The 19,078-nt window shown below is 34.0% G+C and carries 22 protein-coding genes; 20 read left to right on the forward strand and 2 right to left on the reverse strand.

The genetic code is table 11. The annotated features are described in order from the left end of the window. Positions 1-58 precede the first annotated feature (58 nt). Complete coding sequence (locus HMPREF0446_RS08210; protein WP_020991210.1) at positions 59-283, reverse strand: IS110 family transposase; 225 nt, start codon at positions 281-283, stop codon at positions 59-61. 613 nt (positions 284-896) lie between these two features. Here HMPREF0446_RS08210 and HMPREF0446_RS00010 point away from each other — a divergent pair. The 19 genes from HMPREF0446_RS00010 (at position 897) to HMPREF0446_RS00100 (ending at position 17,328) form a co-directional block, all read left to right on the forward strand. Beyond that, entirely contained in the window at positions 897-1,415 is a 519-nt protein-coding gene (locus HMPREF0446_RS00010; protein WP_006703820.1) for a ClbS/DfsB family four-helix bundle protein, read from the forward strand. Between the two features lie 150 nt (positions 1,416-1,565). Beyond that, a complete protein-coding gene (gene epsC / locus HMPREF0446_RS00015) occupies positions 1,566-2,138 on the forward strand; it encodes a serine O-acetyltransferase EpsC (protein WP_006703819.1) in 573 nt (190 codons plus the stop codon). Beyond that, a complete protein-coding gene (gene cysS, locus HMPREF0446_RS00020) occupies positions 2,122-3,534 on the forward strand; it encodes a cysteine--tRNA ligase (protein ID WP_006703818.1) in 1,413 nt (470 codons plus the stop codon). The genes epsC and cysS overlap by 17 nt, the downstream gene beginning before the upstream one ends. Further along, positions 3,519-3,941, forward strand: a complete 423-nt coding sequence (locus HMPREF0446_RS00025; protein ID WP_006703817.1) for a Mini-ribonuclease 3 — start codon at positions 3,519-3,521, stop codon at positions 3,939-3,941. The genes cysS and HMPREF0446_RS00025 overlap by 16 nt, the downstream gene beginning before the upstream one ends. Beyond that, positions 3,934-4,782 carry a 23S rRNA (guanosine(2251)-2'-O)-methyltransferase RlmB gene (gene rlmB / locus HMPREF0446_RS00030; protein ID WP_006703816.1) on the forward strand — a complete coding sequence of 283 codons (849 nt, stop codon included), beginning with the start codon at positions 3,934-3,936 and terminating at the stop codon, positions 4,780-4,782. Before HMPREF0446_RS00025 ends, rlmB begins: the two co-directional genes overlap by 8 nt. Positions 4,783-4,792: 10 nt before the next feature. Continuing rightward, the gene (locus HMPREF0446_RS00035) at positions 4,793-5,317 is read left to right on the forward strand and encodes an NYN domain-containing protein (RefSeq protein WP_006703815.1); all 525 of its coding nucleotides are present in this window, start codon (positions 4,793-4,795) and stop codon (positions 5,315-5,317) included. Between the two features lie 270 nt (positions 5,318-5,587). Next, positions 5,588-5,794, forward strand: a complete 207-nt coding sequence (locus tag HMPREF0446_RS00040; protein ID WP_006703814.1) for a hypothetical protein — start codon at positions 5,588-5,590, stop codon at positions 5,792-5,794. 150 nt (positions 5,795-5,944) lie between these two features. Then, entirely contained in the window at positions 5,945-6,655 is a 711-nt protein-coding gene (locus HMPREF0446_RS00045) for a response regulator transcription factor (protein ID WP_006703813.1), read from the forward strand. Between the two features lie 3 nt (positions 6,656-6,658). Continuing rightward, entirely contained in the window at positions 6,659-8,065 is a 1,407-nt protein-coding gene (locus HMPREF0446_RS00050; protein WP_006703812.1) for a sensor histidine kinase, read from the forward strand. Between the two features lie 8 nt (positions 8,066-8,073). Beyond that, on the forward strand, positions 8,074-8,712 hold the full coding sequence (locus tag HMPREF0446_RS00055) for a VanZ family protein (RefSeq protein ID WP_020991212.1): 639 nt from the start codon (positions 8,074-8,076) through the stop codon (positions 8,710-8,712). Continuing rightward, complete coding sequence (locus tag HMPREF0446_RS00060; RefSeq protein WP_006703810.1) at positions 8,709-9,893, forward strand: class I SAM-dependent rRNA methyltransferase; 1,185 nt, start codon at positions 8,709-8,711, stop codon at positions 9,891-9,893. Before HMPREF0446_RS00055 ends, HMPREF0446_RS00060 begins: the two co-directional genes overlap by 4 nt. Positions 9,894-10,316: 423 nt before the next feature. Further along, on the forward strand, positions 10,317-11,480 hold the full coding sequence (locus HMPREF0446_RS00065; protein WP_020991213.1) for an ABC transporter substrate-binding protein: 1,164 nt from the start codon (positions 10,317-10,319) through the stop codon (positions 11,478-11,480). A gap of 125 nt (positions 11,481-11,605) precedes the next feature. Continuing rightward, positions 11,606-12,478: a branched-chain amino acid ABC transporter permease gene (locus HMPREF0446_RS00070; protein WP_211228170.1), complete on the forward strand. Its 873-nt coding sequence runs from the start codon at positions 11,606-11,608 to the stop codon at positions 12,476-12,478. A 9-nt stretch (positions 12,479-12,487) separates the two neighbouring features. Further along, entirely contained in the window at positions 12,488-13,453 is a 966-nt protein-coding gene (locus tag HMPREF0446_RS00075; RefSeq protein ID WP_020991214.1) for a branched-chain amino acid ABC transporter permease, read from the forward strand. Then, positions 13,450-14,223, forward strand: a complete 774-nt coding sequence (locus HMPREF0446_RS00080; RefSeq protein WP_006703806.1) for an ABC transporter ATP-binding protein — start codon at positions 13,450-13,452, stop codon at positions 14,221-14,223. Before HMPREF0446_RS00075 ends, HMPREF0446_RS00080 begins: the two co-directional genes overlap by 4 nt. Before the next feature lie 2 nt (positions 14,224-14,225). Further along, on the forward strand, positions 14,226-14,930 hold the full coding sequence (locus tag HMPREF0446_RS00085) for an ABC transporter ATP-binding protein (RefSeq protein ID WP_006703805.1): 705 nt from the start codon (positions 14,226-14,228) through the stop codon (positions 14,928-14,930). 2 nt (positions 14,931-14,932) lie between these two features. Further along, positions 14,933-15,574: a CBS and ACT domain-containing protein gene (locus HMPREF0446_RS00090; protein WP_006703804.1), complete on the forward strand. Its 642-nt coding sequence runs from the start codon at positions 14,933-14,935 to the stop codon at positions 15,572-15,574. Positions 15,575-15,727: 153 nt separating this feature from the next. Further along, positions 15,728-16,936, forward strand: a complete 1,209-nt coding sequence (locus HMPREF0446_RS00095) for a MalY/PatB family protein (RefSeq protein WP_006703803.1) — start codon at positions 15,728-15,730, stop codon at positions 16,934-16,936. An 11-nt stretch (positions 16,937-16,947) separates the two neighbouring features. After that, positions 16,948-17,328, forward strand: a complete 381-nt coding sequence (locus tag HMPREF0446_RS00100) for a RidA family protein (RefSeq protein ID WP_006703802.1) — start codon at positions 16,948-16,950, stop codon at positions 17,326-17,328. 239 nt (positions 17,329-17,567) lie between these two features. On the opposite strand, the gene HMPREF0446_RS00105 is transcribed toward HMPREF0446_RS00100, so the two are convergent. Continuing rightward, a complete protein-coding gene (locus tag HMPREF0446_RS00105; protein WP_244875067.1) occupies positions 17,568-18,392 on the reverse strand; it encodes an undecaprenyl-diphosphate phosphatase in 825 nt (274 codons plus the stop codon). A gap of 159 nt (positions 18,393-18,551) precedes the next feature. On the opposite strand from HMPREF0446_RS00105, the gene HMPREF0446_RS00110 reads away from it, so the two are divergent. Then, a complete protein-coding gene (locus tag HMPREF0446_RS00110) occupies positions 18,552-19,052 on the forward strand; it encodes a PTS sugar transporter subunit IIA (protein WP_006703800.1) in 501 nt (166 codons plus the stop codon). The last annotated feature ends 26 nt before the right edge of the window (positions 19,053-19,078 follow it).

The following is a 19,078-nucleotide window of genomic DNA, read 5'->3' on the forward strand; positions in this document are numbered from 1 at the left end:
TTTTTAATATGTTGCGGATTTGCAAGGACTAATTCTAAGTACGGAATCTGAGAAGATATTAGAAAAGAGGAATCCAATATTGTCCTGTGCTTTCGAAGAAAACATGCGTAACTTGATGTTCAAGTATCCAATCAAGAGCTGCTTTTAATTCTTTAGTTGTGGTACCAAAGGTTGTTTGATATTTTTTAGGTTCATTTGAAGTTAGAGGACCATCTAAAATACAACAAACAATGGATTTTTGATGTACATCAATTCCACAACATATTGGGTGCATTACTTGCATAATAAAACCTCCTATTCTACTTGTTAAAGAACAATGGAACAGGAGGTAAAATGTAATTTTATTTTCATGCTCTAAGCATAATCGAGTTTTCTCATGACCCCTGTTCATCCAGTTTTCCCGACAGGAACGACAATTCCCCAATAATTCGAACGGATTAGTATTGTTCTCTAACGTAAGTATAATACCAAATTTTGTTTCTGTCATGAGTAAGACGGTGAAACCGTCTTGGCGTTTTCCCAGCAATATAAGCCACAAATGGAGTGGCTTATATTGCTAATGCAGCATCAAAAAATCATTTTCTGTTTTCTACTTTTTTTGATGAGGGATGTATATTAGGATGATTTACGTAATATAGCGAAGGACGCCAGCAGCTTCGCAAAAGCGAATCTCATGGCTAAAAATACCTCAAAGAACATTTAGGAGAAAGCAAAACCTACGAAAAGAAGTTGAACAAGCTGAAAGAGTTAGAAGTTGTATAGAGAAATTACTGAAAGAAAACAGAAAACTAACACAGGTAAAAAAATAAGAGTTAGACCTATAAAACTTGATAAGAATATACTATAATATCATGGGAATATTGAGTGAAACAAATTAGAGTTGAAGAGGTGAGCTTTTGAGAGCATACGAAAATAAAGAAGAACTCAAACTTGAAATAAATAAAGCATTTGGTAAATATATTTCAGAATTTGAGGATATTCCGGAAAGTTTAAAAGATAAGAGATTTGATGAAGTCGATAGAACTCCCGCTGAAAATCTTGCTTATCAGGTAGGTTGGACAAGCTTAGTTCTTAAATGGGAGAAAGATGAAAGAAATGGACTGCAAGTAAAAACACCATCAAATGAATTCAAATGGAATCAACTTGGTGAATTATATCAGTGGTTTACGGATACTTATGCTCATTTATCTATACAAGAGTTAAAACTAAAATTAAAAGAAAATGTTAATTCTATTTGTGTAATGATTGATTCGTTGAGTGAGGAAGAATTATTTAAACCACATATGAGAAAATGGGCTGATGAAGCAACTAAAACAGCAGTATGGGAAGTATATAAATTTATTCATGTGAATACAGTTGCACCTTTTGGAACTTTCAGAACAAAAATCAGAAAATGGAAGAAGATAGCACTTTAAATTTCAGTTTGTATAATTGAATATAATAGTTTTAGCAACAGTAAATCAAAAAAGGTTTACTGTTTTTTTGTTTCTTAATTTGAGAAAGCGAAAAAACAGTAGAAAATATGCTATAATAAAAAAATAGTACTAGTAAAGGAGAGTGAGGAGATGGGACGTTTTCAAGAGGATATGGAAACCTATAAAAAGAACGATCCAGCGGCACGAAGTAGTTTAGAAATTATTTTAACGTATCCAGGCTATCATGCGACTGTGTTGCATCGACTAGCACACTGGTTACATACTACTTGCCGATGTAGACTTCTTGCTCGTATGCTGAGTACATTTAGTCGATTTTTTACTGGAATTGAAATTCATCCGGCAGCTCAAATTGGTCGTCGCTTTTTTATTGACCATGGAATGGGAATCGTTATTGGTGAAACTGCGATTATCGGAGATGATGTAAAAATGTTTCACGGTGTTACATTAGGTGGAACAGGAAAGCAAACGGGAAAACGTCACCCAACCATTGAAGATGGAGTATTATTGTCTGCTCATGTTCAAGTAATTGGACCAGTTACGATTGGAGAAGGTGCCAAAATTGGTGCAGCAGCAGTAGTATTATCAGATATTCCAGCTCATACAACAGCAGTAGGATTACCTGCTAAAGTTGTTCGAATTCATTCAAAAGAAGAACGAGAAATCACAGAATTATATGGAGGAAATTATGATTCAAGTATATAACACTTTAACACGTCAAAAAGAAGAATTTAAACCACTAGAACCTGGCATTGTAAAAATGTATGTTTGTGGACCAACTGTTTACAATTATATTCATATTGGAAATGCGAGAAGTACGGTTGCATTTGATACAATCCGTCGTTATTTTGAATACCGTGGGTATGATGTGAACTATGTTTCGAATTTTACAGATGTGGATGATAAGATTATTAAAGCAGCGAATGAAACAGGAATGACACCTGAAGAAGTTTCTAAAAAATATATTGAAGCTTTTTATGAAGATACAGCAGCTCTAAACGTTAAAAAAGCAACTTTAAATCCAACCGTTATGAATACAATGGATGATATTATTGCCTTTGTAGAAGCATTAGTCGAAAAAGAAGCCGCTTATGAATCTGGTGGAGATGTATATTTCATCACTGAAAAATTCAAAGATTATGGAAAATTAAGTGATCAAAGTATTCAAGATTTACAAGTAGGAGCTAGTCAAAGAACGGAAAGTGCAGATGATGCTAAAAAGAGAAATCCATTAGATTTTGCTCTATGGAAAAGTGCAAAACCAGGGGAAATTAGTTGGGATTCTCCATGGGGCAAAGGTCGTCCAGGTTGGCATATTGAATGTTCCGTAATGGCAACAAAACATTTAGGAGATACCATTGATATTCACGGTGGTGGACAAGACTTAGCATTCCCACACCATGAAAATGAAATTGCGCAAAGTGAATCAAAAACAGGCCATCCGTTTGCTCGTTATTGGATGCATAATGCCTTTGTAACAATGGGGGAAGATGGAGAAAAAATGAGTAAATCTCTTGGTAATTTCGTATTAGTTCACGATATTATTAAAGAAATTGACCCTCAAATTTTACGTTTCTTCCTAGCAAGTGCCCACTATCGTAGACCATTGAAATTCAGTGAGTCTTCACTGCAAGAAGCAACAGCCAATGTGTCAAAAATTCAAACAACTTTTAGCAATACACGTTATCGTTTAGAACAGGCAGTTGAATCATTAGAAGATGATCAAGATGTATGGGCTAGTTTTGAAGCATTAGAAGGAAAATTCCAAGAAGAAATGGATGATGATTTTAATGCAGCTAACGGAATGACAGTGTTATATCAATTCGTGAAAGAATGGAATGTTTATTTAGAACGTGAAATAGTATCCCGTGTAATTTTAGAAAAATTATTAGAAAAAGCTGAACAGTTATTTGCGATTTTTGGAATGAAAGAAGTTCAAGAAGAATTAGTAGATGATGACATTCAAGCATTAATTGATGAACGTTTAGAAGCAAGAAAAGCGAAAAACTTTGCACGAAGCGATGAAATTAGAGAATTATTGAAAGCTCAAGGAATTGTGTTAGAAGATACTGCTCAAGGAACAAGATGGAGAAGAGTATAATGGAAATCATTAAAGATTGGCATTTATTAAATGGCTTAACACTAGCTTATATGGGGGACGGTATTTATGAATTATATATTCGTCAACATGTATTGAGAACAGGAAAGACGAAACCAAATATCTTGCATCGTGAAGCTACTCGTTATGTTTCTGCCAAGGCTCAAGCAAGTTTAATTCAACAAATGTTGGATAACGAGTCATTTTTAACAGAAGAAGAATTAGAATACTTTAAACGTGGAAGAAATGCTAAGAGTCATACAAAGGCGAAGAATGCAGATGTTATTACTTATCGTATGTCTACAGGATTTGAAGCGATGATTGGCTATTTATATTTAAGTGGACAAAAAGAGCGATTAGAGGAAGTCATCGAATGGTGTATTCAACAAGTGGAGGAAAAACATGGCTAGACAAGAAAGAAACTCGAATAGAAGAAAAGGAAGTCAACCAAAGGGCTTCAAAAAAGAGGCTAAAGCACCTCGCCCAAAATATACACCGGAAAGTTCTTCGAATGAGCAAGAGTCCACAGATTTTGTATATGGACGTCACGCAGTAAGAGAAGCGTTACAACAACCAGAACGTGTGAATAAATTATGGGTTCAAGAAGCTTTATCTGGAAAGGAAATTACACCGATTATTGATTTAGCAAAAGAACACCGGATTCAAATTCAAAATGTACCGAAAGCTAAATTACAAGATCTCGTTGGGGAAGTTGTCCATCAAGGAGTGGTTGCTTCAATTGCAGCTTATGAATATGCAACTTTAGAAGATGTCTTTGAAAAGGCTCAGGAAAAAAATGAAGATCCATTTATATTAATTTTAGATGGAATTGAAGATCCGTATAATTTAGGAAGTATTTTACGTACGGCAGATGCTACAGGAGTTCACGGCATTATTATTCCGAAGAGAAGAAGTGTTTCTTTAACATCTACTGTAGCGAAAGCTTCTACTGGAGCTATCGAGCATGTTCCCGTTGTTCGTGTGACGAATTTAACTCAAACGATTGAACAATTAAAAGAACGTGGCGTTTGGGTGTTTGGAACAGATATGAAAGGGACGGATTATCGTCAATGGAATACAAAAGGTCCAATTGCGATTGTCATGGGGAATGAAGGAAAAGGTGTATCTCGTATTGTTAAAGATGCCGTAGATGAGATGATTACGATTCCGATGACCGGACATGTTCAAAGTTTAAATGCGAGTGTCGCAAGTGCTTTAATGATGTATGAAGTTTTTCGCTCTCGTCATTAATAGGTGATTTATGAAGAAACAATTATATATTATTGATGGATATAATATGATTGGAGCATGGCCTGAATTAGTGAGTTTAAAAAAACAAGGTGATTTAGAAAGTGCTCGTGATTTACTTATCCATCATTGCGCCAATTTTAGAAAATTTGAACACGTTGAAGTGTGGATTGTTTTTGATGCACAATTTGTTCCTGGCATTACTCAGTCATTTGAATCTTCTCAAGTAAAAGTTATTTTTACAGCAGAAGATGAAACGGCAGATGAATATATTGAGAGAACAGTTAGCGAAATGAATACGCAAGTCATTCAAGTGTCTGTAGCAACGAGTGATTTAGCAGAACAATGGGTCATTTTTCAAAAGGGTGCTTTAAGAAAATCTGCAAGAGAATTTTTTAAAGAAATTCAAAGAAGTAAGAAAAAGCAAGATCAATTATCTAGACAATATCAAGAAATCTCCAGACGTCGTTCACCATGGAGCGATGAACAAATGGATAAATTGAATATTTTACGATTCAAATTACAAGAAAAAGATTGAAAGTTTATAGATGAGAAAGAGCTAAGTGGGTGAACTTGGCTCTTTTGTATTTCATAAAAAGTAATCGTTTACAAAATGTGTTTGTTGCAGTACAATTGAATCGAAATATAGAAGTTATATAACAGGAGGGGTAGATGAAAACATAAGTGTTGATTGTTGACCTAGGAAGAATGCTTTAATAGTGAATTTTTCATACATAAATAACAACGATATATACGATATAAAATAGTAAGATGCAATGATTGAACATGAAGATTGGGGGAGAACAACATGAAAAAGATAATCACTTTATTACTAGGAATGTTGGTATTAACTTTAGGAAGTTCGACTGTGTTGGCAATGGAAAGTGAAAATTCAGATCCAAGGCCTAGTGGAGTTATTTTTGTCGAGCATTTTAGAGCGATGATGATTGTGGGAACAGTGTTCGTTATTATTGTTGGGATCATTTGCTGGAAAATTTTTAAAAAACGTCATTAAATTACTACTAAAGCTCAAATAAAACGAAAATTCTGAGGCGACTTCGGTCGTCTCTTTTTCATCTTCACAAAATCTTCATACTTTCTAGTTAACGGATTCATAAAATTAAGGTATACTAAGTGTGAAATCATCCAAAAAGGGGGAAGTAAGATGCATATTTTAATGATTGAAGATACAGAAGCAGTATGTGAAATGATGGAAATGTTTTTTGAAAAAGAGGGGTGGACAGCAGAGTTTTATCATGATGGAAAAGAAGGCTATGATGCCTTTGTGAATCATCAAGATAAATGGGATCTAGTGATTTTAGATTTAAATTTACCTTCAATGGATGGCATGCAAATTTGTCGTCAAATTCGTCAAATGAATGAGCAAGTACCAATTGTCATGTTAACAGCAAGAGATTCAGAAAGTGACCAAGTCATTGGGTTAGAAATTGGTGCCGACGATTATGTGGCAAAACCATTTAGTCCATTAACAATGATGGCTCGTATTAAAGCATTACATCGTCGTATTGGACGAGGAATTTCTAGTGAAACTCCAACAAATTCGGGACAATTTGATATAGAAACCAAACATGTTTCGATTAATACAAGAACTCATGAAGCCTTTATTGATGGGGTGAAAATTGATGGCTTGACTCCAAAAGAATTTGATTTATTAGTCTTAATGGCACAACATCCTCGTCAAGTATTCTCAAGAGAACACTTATTAACGAAGATTTGGGAAGATCCATTTTACGGGGATGAGCGTACGATTGATGCACATATTAAAAAATTACGTCAAAAAATCGAAGCAGTAGGACCTCATGTTATTCAAACGGTATGGGGTGTAGGATATAAATTTGATGATAGTGGGATTTAGAAGATGAAATATTTTTACCAACAATTAGTAGGATTTTTATCGGTTGTATTAGTATCCGTTGTTGTTTGTGGATTATTGTTTTATAATGTCATGACGAATAAAATTTTCATGCAACGGTCGCAACAACTATTTGGATATGCCAAAGCGATTTTAGTAAATGATTTAACAGCTGAACAAATTAATAGCAGCTTATCCTTGTTGAAAGATGAACATTTAGGAGTTGCGATTTTTGATAAAGAAAATAAAATGACTTATCCAGCAACAGTATTAAATGTTAAAAGTTCATTATCTGATGATGAATTACAACATCTTCAAGATGGTTCTGCAATTAATATGAAGCAAACAAAGCATAACTTTGTAGGTGAAGCAGCTGATTTAGTGACGATTTATTATCCGATTTTTAATAATCAAACTTATAATGGTTTTCTAGCGATTTCTAGTCCATTAAGTCGTATTGAAACGGAAATGGCAGAATTACGAAATTCTATTTTAGTAGGATTTTCATCAGCAGCAGTGGCAGGAGTTATTCTGAGTGTCTTATTTGCCAATTATCAAACAAGAAGGATTAATCGCTTAAGAAAAGCGACACACGAAATTGCTGAAGGAAATTATGATATTTCGCTACCGACTCAAAAACGAGATGAATTTGATGATTTAGTCATGGACTTTAATAAGATGGCAGAGTCATTACAGAAATCTGAACAAGAAATTGAACGACAAGAGAATTTAAGACGTCAATTAATGATGGATGTAGCTCATGAGATGAGAACACCACTAACAACGATGAATGGATTATTGGAAGGGTTAATTCACCATATGATTCCTGAATCTCGCCGCGAGCGAAGTTTAGAATTAATTACGAATGAAACACAACGTCTCATCCGATTAGTGAATGAAAATCTAGATTATGAGAAAATTCGTTCCGATCAAATTGTATTAGTGAAGCAAAATTTCTCAGGAGCAGAAGCTTTACAAAATGTTGTCGATCAATTGCAAGAATTGGCTAAAAATAAGGGGAATGACTTACGTTGTGAATGTCCAGAAGATTTTAAAGTTTATGCGGATTATGATCGCTTTATTCAAATTTTAGTGAATATGACGAAAAATGCGAACCAATTTACGGATAAAGGTCATATTCTTATTAAAGGTTGGAATGAAGAGTCGAATGCCATTGTGCAAATTATTGATGATGGAATTGGAATTAGTAAAAAAGAAGTGGAAGCAATCTGGGAAAGATTTTATAAAGCAGATGTTTCAAGAAAGAGTACAAAATATGGGGAATCTGGAATTGGGTTAGCGATTGTTCATTCATTAATGAACAGTCATCATGGAACAATTCAGACAGAAAGTGAAATTGGCGAGGGAACGACATTTACACTTACATTCCCTGGAAAAGAAGAAAAAGAATAAGGAAAGGGATGAATCGGGAAATGTTGTTATTAGAACCAATCTATCAATGGCTAGAACAGTTATTGGACGGACGAATAAATCATTTCCCTTTGATTCGTCTTTTAATGAATAGTATCGATCATGCTCTCATATTCTTTATTGGATGGCTGGGAGTATGGTCGATTTCTCTCTTATTTAGAAAATATCACAAACAAAAGATTGATTGGAAATTAGAGAGTTATCTTCATTTGTTTATTTTTTATTTACTCGTATTATTAAATATTACGATTTTTCGACAATCGAGTATTTTTAATCTAATGAGGATCTCACCACGACCTTTGCAAGACATTTATTGGATACCTTTTGTAGATAGTGTAAAACTATTTACACATGGATCACTATTTGCAGCATATTATAATGTATTTGGGAATATTATTTGGTTTATGCCAATGGGTTTATTTTGTGGGATTTTATTAAAGGAGAAAAGTCATTATAAACTATCTTTTTGGGCTGGTTTATCTATCTCTCTTATAATAGAAATTAGTCAATGGTTATTTTCAACAGGTGTCACTCATATTGATGATGTGATTTGTAATGCGTTGGGAAGTGTTTTGGGATATTGGTGTTATAAAAAATATCAAGAAAGAAAAAGGAGATTAGAATTATGAAAGAAATCATTTTAAAAACGAAAGCAGCTAAATTAGTGAAAAAAGGGTCTCCTTTATTAAATCAAGAGGATTTAGCAAAAACTCTCGAAGCAAAAGAAGGCGAATGTGTTCGTGTTTGTGATGAAAAGAAAGAATTTTTAGCAATGGCTTATGTAGGGTTTCAACATAAAGGGATTGGATGGGTTTATTCTAAAAAAGATGGTGAAAAATTAACTCCTCAATTTATAAAAGGAATCTTCCAAAAGGCAGCACAAAAACGTTCTTCTTTACTGATGGATGAAAGTACGACAGCTTTTCGTCTATTTAATGGAGAAGGAGATGGATTAGGTGGAATTACGATTGATTGGTATGATGGATTTGTAGTAGTTTCATGGTATAGTGCAGGAATTTATCAATGGAAAGAGTTGATAGTAGAACAACTACAAGAAGCAATTCCAAGTATCCGAGGTATTTATGAAAAAATTCGTTATGCTTCAAAAGATAAATTACCGGAAAGTCAATTTGTAAGAGGAGTGAAGGCGAGTGAGCCACTGATTGTTCAAGAAGAAGGGGTTCGTTATGCAACGTATCTTGATGAAGGATTGATGACAGGTATCTTTTTAGATCAACGTGAAGTTCGTACGTTGTTAAGAGATGACTATAGTGCTGGGAAAACCATTTTGAATTTATTTAGTTATACAGGAGCGTTTTCTGTAGCTGCAGCAATGGGTGGTGCGGTTCAAACAACGAGTGTGGATGTTGCCAATCGAAGTTTAGAGAAGACTAGGGAACAATTCGAGGCAAATGGAATTAATGTATCTGAGCAAAAGATTTATGTAATGGATGTGTTTGATTATATTAAATATGCAGCAAAGAAGGCTTTAACGTTTGATACGATTGTCTTAGATCCTCCTAGTTTTGCTCGTACAAAGAAGAGAACTTTTTCGGTTGCGAAGGATTATGCAGGGTTAGTAGAGCAATTAGTTCCGTTAACGGCTAAGAAGGGGACTTTAATTTTGTCGACGAATGCGGCCAATGTTTCAGAGAAGCAATTTTTAGAGATGATTCATAAGGGGCTTCGCTCTTCTGGAAGAAGGTATCGTATAGCGCACCAGAAGAAATTGCCGATGGATTTTCCAGTGGCACCACATACACCGTTGAGTGATTATTTGAAGGTGATTTTTATAGAAATGGATGTGTAGGAATAGACTTCCTAATTTAGTAGTAATGGACGCCAGCAGCTTCGCTATCGCGAATCTCATGGCTAAAAATCGAGCCTAGGTCTCGATTTTTCCAGTAATAGAAGCCACAAGCATTGTGGCTTCTATTACCGATACTACTACGGGAAGTCAATTCCTACTTTTTTTATATGGGGGAAATTGCGTAAAGGTATGGGATTTCCTGATGTAGTATAAAAGACAAGTTTATGGAAATAAGAAATCTATCTTTCATCAAAATGATGGATTTCACAAAATGTAAGCGTTAAGTTGTCAGGAATTAAAAAACAATTAAAAAAAGTTTAAAAATTTTTCAAAAAAATTAAAAAAAACAATTGCGTGAATTGTCAGAATATTATATAATCTTCTCATCACTTAAAAAAACAGATTATGAAATGAGGGATTATGATGAATTTAAAAAAATTTGGATTAGGATTGGTATCAGCAGCAATTTTAGCAGGATGTAGTGCAGGTGGTGCATCAAATGGTAACACAGTAAAACTTGGGGGTAACTTCGAGTTAACAGGTAACGTTGCCGCTTATGGTTCAGCTATGGATAACGCTGTTAAATTAGCCGTTGAACAAAAAGGAAAGTTATTAGATAAAGAATTAAAATATGTATCTTACGATAACAAGTCAGAAAAAACAGAGGTAGCTTCTGTTGCTAAAAAATTAGTTTCTGAAAAAGTTGTTGGGGTTGTCGGACCAGCAACAACAGGAGATGCTCAAGTTTCAATTCCAATCATGGAACAAGCGAAGATTCCAGCTGTATTCCCAGCAACAACAGGGGACGGAATTACATTAAAAGATGCGAAAAACCCAGAATCAGTATATGACTACATCTTCCGTGTATGTTTCTCTGATAATTATCAAGGGGTTGTAGGAGCAGGATTTGTAAGCCAAAAATTCCCAAATGCAAAAGTAGCAATTTTACAAGACTCAGCAAGTGACTACTCAAAAGGTTTATCAGAAGCATTTGAAAAAACTTATACAGATGCTAAAATCGGTGGACAAATTGTTGCAAAAGAAACTTATCAATCAAAAGATACAGATTTCCAAGCAGTATTAACTTCACTAAAATCAAAATCATTTGATGTATTATATATCCCAGGATATTACGAAGAAGTTGGTTTAATCATCAAACAAGCTCGTGAATTAGGAATTACTCAACCAATCGTTGGTGGAGATGGATTATCAAGTGAGAAATTAGCAGAATTAGCGGGTAACAAAGCAAACTTAACAAATGTCTTCTATACAGCTCACTTCTCTGCTAAGAGTACAGATGCAGATGTTCAAGAATTTATCAAAGCTTATAAAGAAAAATATAATACAACACCAGATTCATTCTCAGCCTTAGCTTATGATGCAGCACAATTATTAATGAAAGCTATTGAAAAAGCAGGTTCAACTGATGCTCAAGCAATTAAAAAAGCTTTAGCAGAATCTACAGATTTTGATGGTGTTACTGGTACATTCACAATGGGTAAAGATCACACTCCACTAAAATCAGCAGTTGTTATCGAATTCCAAAATGGTGAAGAAGTAAGTGCGAAAGAATATTCAGCACAATAATATATAAAATGTTGAGGAAAGAGAGGCAGTTGGGGAACCCCGCCTCTTTTTTCACATGATAGGCAAATTAAGAACAATATCAGAAAAATTCGGTTTTAAAGAGAAAGGAGCTTAAAATGGAGCTATTGATACAACAATTAGTCAATGGGGTTGCGCTAGGAAGTATTTATGCTTTAGTGGCACTTGGCTATACAATGGTTTATGGAACAATTAAATTAATCAACTTTGCTCATGGTGATGTTTATATGATGGGTGCGTTTGTTGGTTTTTATGCAATGAATGGATTGGGGTTAAATATTTTCTTATCTCTTCTATTAGCAATGGTTAGCTGTGCTGTTTTAGGAGTAGTAATTGAGAGAGTAGCGTACAAACCTTTAAGACGTTCAACTCGTGTTGCTGCTTTGATTACAGCAATTGGGGTTTCATTTTTACTTGAAAATGTAATGAGTTATCTATTCGGAGCGGAAATTCGTCCATTCCCATCTGATTTTGGAACAACAAATTACACTTTATTTGGCAATGTTACGATTAATGGGAAGCAAATCTTAATTTTTGCTACAACAGTCATTTTAATGGCATTATTACAATTCATTGTTCATTACACAAAAATGGGGAAAGCTATGCGTGCAGTTGCAGTTGATGAAGATGCAGCTCAATTAATGGGGATTGATGTGGATCAAGTGATTTCATTTACTTTTGCATTAGGTTCAAGTCTTGCAGGGATTGCAGGGGTATTAGTAGCTTTATACTACAATACGTATTCTGCAACAATGGGGATTGTACCTGGGTTGAAAGCTTTCGTAGCAGCGGTATTAGGTGGAATTGGTAGTATTCCAGGTGCTATGATTGGTGGCTATGTCATTGGTTTATTAGAAACTTTAGTTAGCTATTTAGGATTTTCTCCATATAAAGATGGAGTAGTTTACTTCCTATTATTTGTTATTTTATTAGTATTACCAGCAGGCTTGTTTGGTAAAAATGTTAAAGAGAAAGTGTAGGTGAGAAACATGCAACGATTTCATCAGAAAAATCTTATTTGGTTAGCTTCTGCAGTAGTCATTTATTTATTACTTCAAGTGTTAGTTCAAGTAGGAGTGATTAATTTCTATTATGAAAGTACTTTTATTAACATCATGATTAATATTATTTTCGCAGTCGGATTAAATTTAATCTTGGGGGTTGCAGGTCAATTCTCACTAGGGCATGCTGGATTTATTGCGATTGGTGCTTATAGTGCTGCTATTATCGGTAAAGCGGTTAGTGGTTTAGCTGGTTTATTTGCTGGTATGGTAGTTGGAGTAGTCATTTCAATCGTGATTGCTTATTTAGTTGGTTTACCAACACTTCGTTTAAAAGGGGACTACTTAGCCATTGCAACATTAGGAGTTGCAGAAATTATTCGTGTAGCATTAAATAATATGAAAATTACAAATGGTGCTGCAGGGATTAGTGGGGTTCCATTAACAACAACATGGACAATTGTTTATATTGCGTTAGTTTTAACAACTATTTTAGTATTAAACTATGCTAATAGTAGTGCAGGTCGTGCGACTTATGCTGTATTACAAGATGAAATTGCAGCAGAGTCAATGGGGGTAAATGTTACTCGCTATAAAATGTTAGCTTTCATCATTGGAGCAGCTACAGCAAGTATTGGTGGAACATTAACAGCCACTTATTTAGGAACAGTAACACCAAGTGACTTTACATTTATGAAATCAATTGATGTATTAATTATTGTTGTATTCGGAGGAATCGGTAGTTTTACAGGTTCATTTGTAGCAGCAATTTTACTTGGAATTATTAATACATTCTTACAACCATTTGGACAATTACGTATGATTATTTACGCAGTAGCGTTAATCTTAATTATGATCTTCCGTCCAGGTGGATTGTTAGGAACTTGGGAATTCCGTTTCGGCACATTCTTAAGTAATAAATTGAAGAAAAAAGAGAAAGGAGAAACAGAATGAGTTTATTAGAAGTAAAAGGTTTAACAAAAAATTTCGGTGGATTATCAGCTGTTTCAAACGTTTCTCTTAAAGCTGAAAAAGGAGAATTAATTGGATTAATTGGACCAAATGGTGCCGGTAAAACAACATTCTTCAACCTTTTAACAGGGGTATACGTTCCAACAGAAGGAACTATTGAATTAGAAACTGAAAATGGTAAAACATTATTAAATGGAATTGCACCTAATAAAATTACAGAATTAGGATTAGCACGTACCTTCCAAAATATTCGTTTATTTAAAGATTTAACAGTATTAGAAAATGTAATGGTAGCGATGCATGCGCATGAAGGGAATTCATTATTCTCAAGTTTATTCAGAACAAAAGCTTATTATGAAACAGAAAAAATGATGAAAGAAGAAGCGCTAGAATTATTAAAAATTTTCAACTTAGAATCATTTGCTCAAGATAAAGCAAAAAACTTAGCTTATGGACAACAACGTGAATTAGAAATTGTTCGTGCCTTAGCAACAAAACCAAAAATTTTATTTTTAGATGAACCTGCTGCGGGGATGAACCCACAAGAAACAGCAAATCTAACAAAATTAATTGCGCAAATCCAAGAACAATTCGGATTAACAGTTGTATTAATTGAACACGATATGTCATTAGTGATGGAAATTTGCCAACGCCTATATGTATTAGAATATGGAAGATTATTAGCACATGGAACACCAGAAGAAATTAAGAAAAATCCTGATGTTATTCGTGCTTACTTAGGAGGAGAGTAATCATGTTAGAAGTAAAAGATTTAAGTGTACATTATGGCATGATTCAAGCCGTTAAAGATGTAAGCTTTACTGTTAACGAAGGAGAAATTGTTTCTCTAATCGGTGCTAATGGTGCCGGAAAATCAACCATTTTAAAAACTTTATCAGGTTTGGTACGTCCAAGTGCTGGAACAATTGAATATTTAGGTCAAGATATTACGAAATTACCTGCTAAAAAAATTGTTTCATTAGGTTTAGCACAAGTTCCAGAAGGTCGTCACGTATTTAGAGGACTTTCAGTAAAAGAGAACCTAGATTTAGGAGCTTTTTTAAGAAATGATAAAGAGGAAATCCAAAAAGATATGAAAGCAATCTTTGAGAGATTCCCAATTTTAGAAGAACGTAAAAATCAAGATGCTGCTACATTATCAGGTGGGGAACAACAAATGTTAGCAATGGGACGTGCGTTAATGACTCGTCCAAAATTATTGTTATTAGATGAACCATCAATGGGATTAGCACCAATTTTCATTAAAGAAATCTTCAATATCATTCAAGAAATTCAAAAACAAGGAACTACCGTATTACTAATCGAGCAAAATGCGAAAATGGCGTTATCGATTGCAACAAGAGGGTATGTATTAGAAACAGGATCTGTGGTATTATCAGGTACAGGTAAGGAATTACTTGAAAGTGAAGATGTTCAAAAAGCATATTTAGGGGGATAATCATGGAAGTAAAAGATTATATGTCAACAAACTTAATAACGGTTGAACCAACAACAACTGTTATGAAAGCATTAGATTTAATGAAAGAACATGATGTGCATCGTCTTCCAGTCGTTGAAGGAGACAAATTAGTAGGATTATTAACAGCTGAATTAGTCGCTCAAAACTCACCTTCAATGGCAACAAGTTTAAGTGTGCATGAATTAAATTACTTATTAAACAAAACAACTGCTAAAGATATTATGTTGAAACAAGTCATTACTGTAAAACCAACTGCTGTCTTAGAAGAAGCTGCTTCAATTATGAGACAACAAGGAATTGGCGTTTTACCAGTTCTTGAATCAAGAGGAAACTTAGTAGGAATTATTACTGACAAAGATATTATGGATGCGTTCATTGATATTTCAGGTTATAATACCCCAGGATCTCGTTTATTTATCGAAATTAATGAAGATAAACCTGGTCCTTTAGAAGAAATATCAAATGTTTTACGTGACAATAATGTCAATGTCGATACAATTTCTGTATATCACCGTGAAGGGAAAGTACAAGTAGTACTTCATGTAGATTCTGAAAATCCAGATGAAGTAGCAGACTTTATCGCACAAAGAGGATATAGAATTATCTCTTCAATGAGAAAATAGAAAATGAATCATAGACTTTTCAATGTGGCAGAGGATTTTGCGACTGGAAAAGTCTATTTCTTTGTTTGATAGAATCTAGAAGCTTTTCTTTGTTCAATGGAAGATTTCTGCTATACTAGTACTACTACACTAGAGGGTTAAAGGAGAAATATGATGAAATATGATTTTACAACAGAAATAAACCGTCATGGACAAGATGCGATGGCTGTTGACGGATTAGGATTGATTCCAGGTAAAGCACCAAACCCACCCAAGGAAGGATTCGATGTAATTCCTATGTGGATTGCAGATATGAATTTTGCGACAGTTCCAACTGCGATTCAAGCGATGAAAGAACGTTTAGAACATCCGATTTTTGGATATTTTATGCAACCAAAAGAATATTATAATGCCATTATTCGTTGGCACCAATTTCATCATCAAGTTGAAGGATTAACTGCAAAACATATTGGTTATCACAATAGTGTGTTAGGAGGAGTTGTTTCAGCATTAACTTCTTTTGCTTCGCCAGGAGATTCTATTTTAGTGCATAGTCCAACTTATGGAGGATTTACGGAAGTTTTAAAAAATAATGGTTATCATATTGTATTAAGTCCATTAGTAAAAGATGAAGAAGGTGTTTACCGTATCGATTATAAAGATATGGAAGAAAAAATTCGCAAACATCATATTCATGTATCTATTTTTTGTTCTCCACATAATCCAACAGGTCGTGTTTGGAATCGTGAAGAATTAGAAAAAGTAATGGCCATTTATCAAAAATATGATGTTACGGTCATTTCTGATGAGATTTGGTCGGATTTAGTGATGCCGGGAGTGAAACACATTCCAACTCAAAGTGTGTCTGAAGATGCTAAGAATCGTACGATTGCATTTTATGCACCAAGTAAGACATTTAACTTAGCTGGTTTAGTAGCTGCTTATCATATTATTTATAGTGATCTATTACGTGATAGAATTAATGCAAAAGGTAGTAAGTCTCATTATAATGTGATGAATGTATTATCGATGCATGCATTAATGGGCGCTTATCAACCAGAAGGTTATGAGTGGCTAGAAGAATTAAGAGAAGTATTGTATCAAAATATGACGTATGTTTGTGACTTCATTCGGGATCATTTCGAAGGAGTATCCGTGACAAACACAGAAGGTACCTATGTAATTTTTATCGATTGTAAGGAGTATTTAGAAAAAAATGGAATCACGATTGATGAATTACAAAAACGAGGATCAGATGTGGGAGTGGCTTGGCAAGATGGTAGAATTTTTAATGGCCCAACTCATATCCGGTTAAATATAGCATTACCATTTACAAGAATTCAAGAAGCTTGTGAGAGAATGAAAAAATATGTATTTATTTAAAGGAGAGAAAAATGAAAAAAATTATTCATACAGATAAAGCCCCAGCAGCAATTGGACCTTATTCGCAAGGAGTATTATGTTCAGGAAATTTCTTGTACGTTTCAGGACAATTACCAATTGCACCAGAAACCGGAGAATTTACAGGAGAAGATATTATTAGCCAAACACATCAATCATTGAAAAATATTCAAGCAATTTTAGAACAAGCAGGTATGGGATTAGAAAATGTTGTTAGTACAACGATTTATTTAAGTGATATTGCTCATTTCCAACAAATGAATGAAGTTTATGCGACTTATTTTAAAGAAAATTGCCCAGCACGTGCCGCTTTCCAAGTAGCAGCATTACCTAAAAATGCACTAGTAGAAATCCAAGCAGTCGCTTGTCAATAAAGGGGAAAAAACAGCCAGCAGAAATTTCTGCTGGCTTTTTTAGTGATGATACAATATTTAAAATGGGGAAGGATTAAATATGATTGGAAAGAGAAAAGTCATTTTATAGTAGTATGAGTAATAGAAGCGAGAGCTTCTATTACAGGGGAAATCGAGACTAAGGCTCGATTTCTAGCCAAGAGATTCGCAAAGCGAAGCTACTGACGTCCTAATACTACAATAAAATGACTTTTCGACTGTTATTTAAGGAAAAACGAACTAGCTAATACGATAATCCCAAGAATAATACGATACCAACCAAATGCTTGGAAGTCGTTTCGTTTTAAATAGCTTAATAAGAATTTGATAACAATTAGTGAAACGAAGAAAGAAACTACTGATCCCACTAATAAAATAATCAATTCTGCACTTGTATAGTGGAATCCAAATTTTAATAATTTAAGTCCACTAGCTCCAAACATAATTGGAATACTCATGAAGAAAGAAAATTCTGTCGCAACAAAACGATTTGTTCCTACTAATAATCCCCCTAAGATGGTAGAACCTGAACGAGAAGTTCCTGGAATTAAAGCTAGAGTTTGGAATAAACCAATTTTAATCGCTGTTACATAATCTAGTTCTTCAAATGAATGAATACGAGGTTCAACTGTTTTATGACGACGCTCGATGACGATAAATGCAATCCCGTAAACAATTAAAGTTGTTGCAATGACAATTGCTTTATTAAAGTATTCATCCATAAAGTCATTTAATAATAATCCACCAACGATAGCAGGAATACAACCGATAATCACTTTTTTCCATAGTTCAATTGTCGCTAAAAATTCTTTGCGAGTTTTTTTACCTTCAAATGGATTTAATTTGTTAAAGTATAAAATCACAACGGCAAAAATAGCGCCAAGTTGGATGACTACATTAAACATATCTTGAAACTTCGAACTAACGTCCAATTGTAAAATTTCATTCGCTAAAATTAAATGTCCTGTACTACTAATCGGTAACCATTCTGTTACTCCTTCAATAACTCCAAGAATTATTGTTTTAATGATTTCAATAATTGTAATCAAAATATCACTCCTTTATTATGTCTGAATGTAAGTATAAAGGTTTACGAGTAAAATTTCTATAAAAATCTAAAAAAATATAAAAGGAATAGCGTTTTTATTCAAAAAAAATTCAGAAATATGTTATACTAGCGGTAAATAAATAGAAAGGATGATTAGATGTTCGGATTTTTCAAAAAGAAAGCAAAAAAAGAAGTAACCCCTGAATTAGAATTATTTGCAGTTGCTGAAGGAGAAGTAGTAGCAATCACAGAAATTAATGACCCAGTATTTTCTCAAAAATTCATGGGAGACGGTTATGCCGTATTACCAACTTTTGGAGTGATTACTTCACCTGTAGTTGGGGAAGTAATTAATGTTTTTCCAACAAAACATGCTGTAGGAATTAAAACAGATAATGACGTAGAAGTGTTACTGCATATGGGAATTGATACTGTTGAATTACAAGGGGCTCCTTTTGATACAGTTGTAACTGTGGGGCAACGTGTAGATCAAAATACCGTGATTTCTACTGTAGATTTAGAAGCGGTAAAAGCAGCAGGTAAAGATACTCCTATGATTGTAGCTTTAACAAATATGGATAAAATTGCAAACTTATCAATTACAACAGGAGATGCATCAGCATCTTCTAAAATTGGTGAAGCAACAGTTAACTTATAATCAGTAATTTATGAACAATTTTACAA

This window comes from Granulicatella elegans ATCC 700633 (assembly GCF_000162475.2).
GTDB lineage: Bacteria > Bacillota > Bacilli > Lactobacillales > Aerococcaceae > Granulicatella > Granulicatella elegans.

Coding starts and splice junctions, on each gene's coding strand:
- HMPREF0446_RS08210 (WP_020991210.1), bottom strand. CDS start 283: ATGCAAGTAATGCACCCAATATGTTGTGGAATTGATGTACATCAAAAA.
- epsC (WP_006703819.1), top strand. CDS start 1,566: ATGGGACGTTTTCAAGAGGATATGGAAACCTATAAAAAGAACGATCCA.
- cysS (WP_006703818.1), top strand. CDS start 2,122: ATGATTCAAGTATATAACACTTTAACACGTCAAAAAGAAGAATTTAAA.
- HMPREF0446_RS00025 (WP_006703817.1), top strand. CDS start 3,519: ATGGAGAAGAGTATAATGGAAATCATTAAAGATTGGCATTTATTAAAT.
- rlmB (WP_006703816.1), top strand. CDS start 3,934: ATGGCTAGACAAGAAAGAAACTCGAATAGAAGAAAAGGAAGTCAACCA.
- HMPREF0446_RS00035 (WP_006703815.1), top strand. CDS start 4,793: ATGAAGAAACAATTATATATTATTGATGGATATAATATGATTGGAGCA.
- HMPREF0446_RS00040 (WP_006703814.1), top strand. CDS start 5,588: ATGAAAAAGATAATCACTTTATTACTAGGAATGTTGGTATTAACTTTA.
- HMPREF0446_RS00045 (WP_006703813.1), top strand. CDS start 5,945: ATGCATATTTTAATGATTGAAGATACAGAAGCAGTATGTGAAATGATG.
- HMPREF0446_RS00050 (WP_006703812.1), top strand. CDS start 6,659: ATGAAATATTTTTACCAACAATTAGTAGGATTTTTATCGGTTGTATTA.
- HMPREF0446_RS00055 (WP_020991212.1), top strand. CDS start 8,074: ATGAATCGGGAAATGTTGTTATTAGAACCAATCTATCAATGGCTAGAA.
- HMPREF0446_RS00060 (WP_006703810.1), top strand. CDS start 8,709: ATGAAAGAAATCATTTTAAAAACGAAAGCAGCTAAATTAGTGAAAAAA.
- HMPREF0446_RS00065 (WP_020991213.1), top strand. CDS start 10,317: ATGAATTTAAAAAAATTTGGATTAGGATTGGTATCAGCAGCAATTTTA.
- HMPREF0446_RS00075 (WP_020991214.1), top strand. CDS start 12,488: ATGCAACGATTTCATCAGAAAAATCTTATTTGGTTAGCTTCTGCAGTA.
- HMPREF0446_RS00080 (WP_006703806.1), top strand. CDS start 13,450: ATGAGTTTATTAGAAGTAAAAGGTTTAACAAAAAATTTCGGTGGATTA.
- HMPREF0446_RS00085 (WP_006703805.1), top strand. CDS start 14,226: ATGTTAGAAGTAAAAGATTTAAGTGTACATTATGGCATGATTCAAGCC.
- HMPREF0446_RS00090 (WP_006703804.1), top strand. CDS start 14,933: ATGGAAGTAAAAGATTATATGTCAACAAACTTAATAACGGTTGAACCA.
- HMPREF0446_RS00095 (WP_006703803.1), top strand. CDS start 15,728: ATGAAATATGATTTTACAACAGAAATAAACCGTCATGGACAAGATGCG.
- HMPREF0446_RS00100 (WP_006703802.1), top strand. CDS start 16,948: ATGAAAAAAATTATTCATACAGATAAAGCCCCAGCAGCAATTGGACCT.
- HMPREF0446_RS00110 (WP_006703800.1), top strand. CDS start 18,552: ATGTTCGGATTTTTCAAAAAGAAAGCAAAAAAAGAAGTAACCCCTGAA.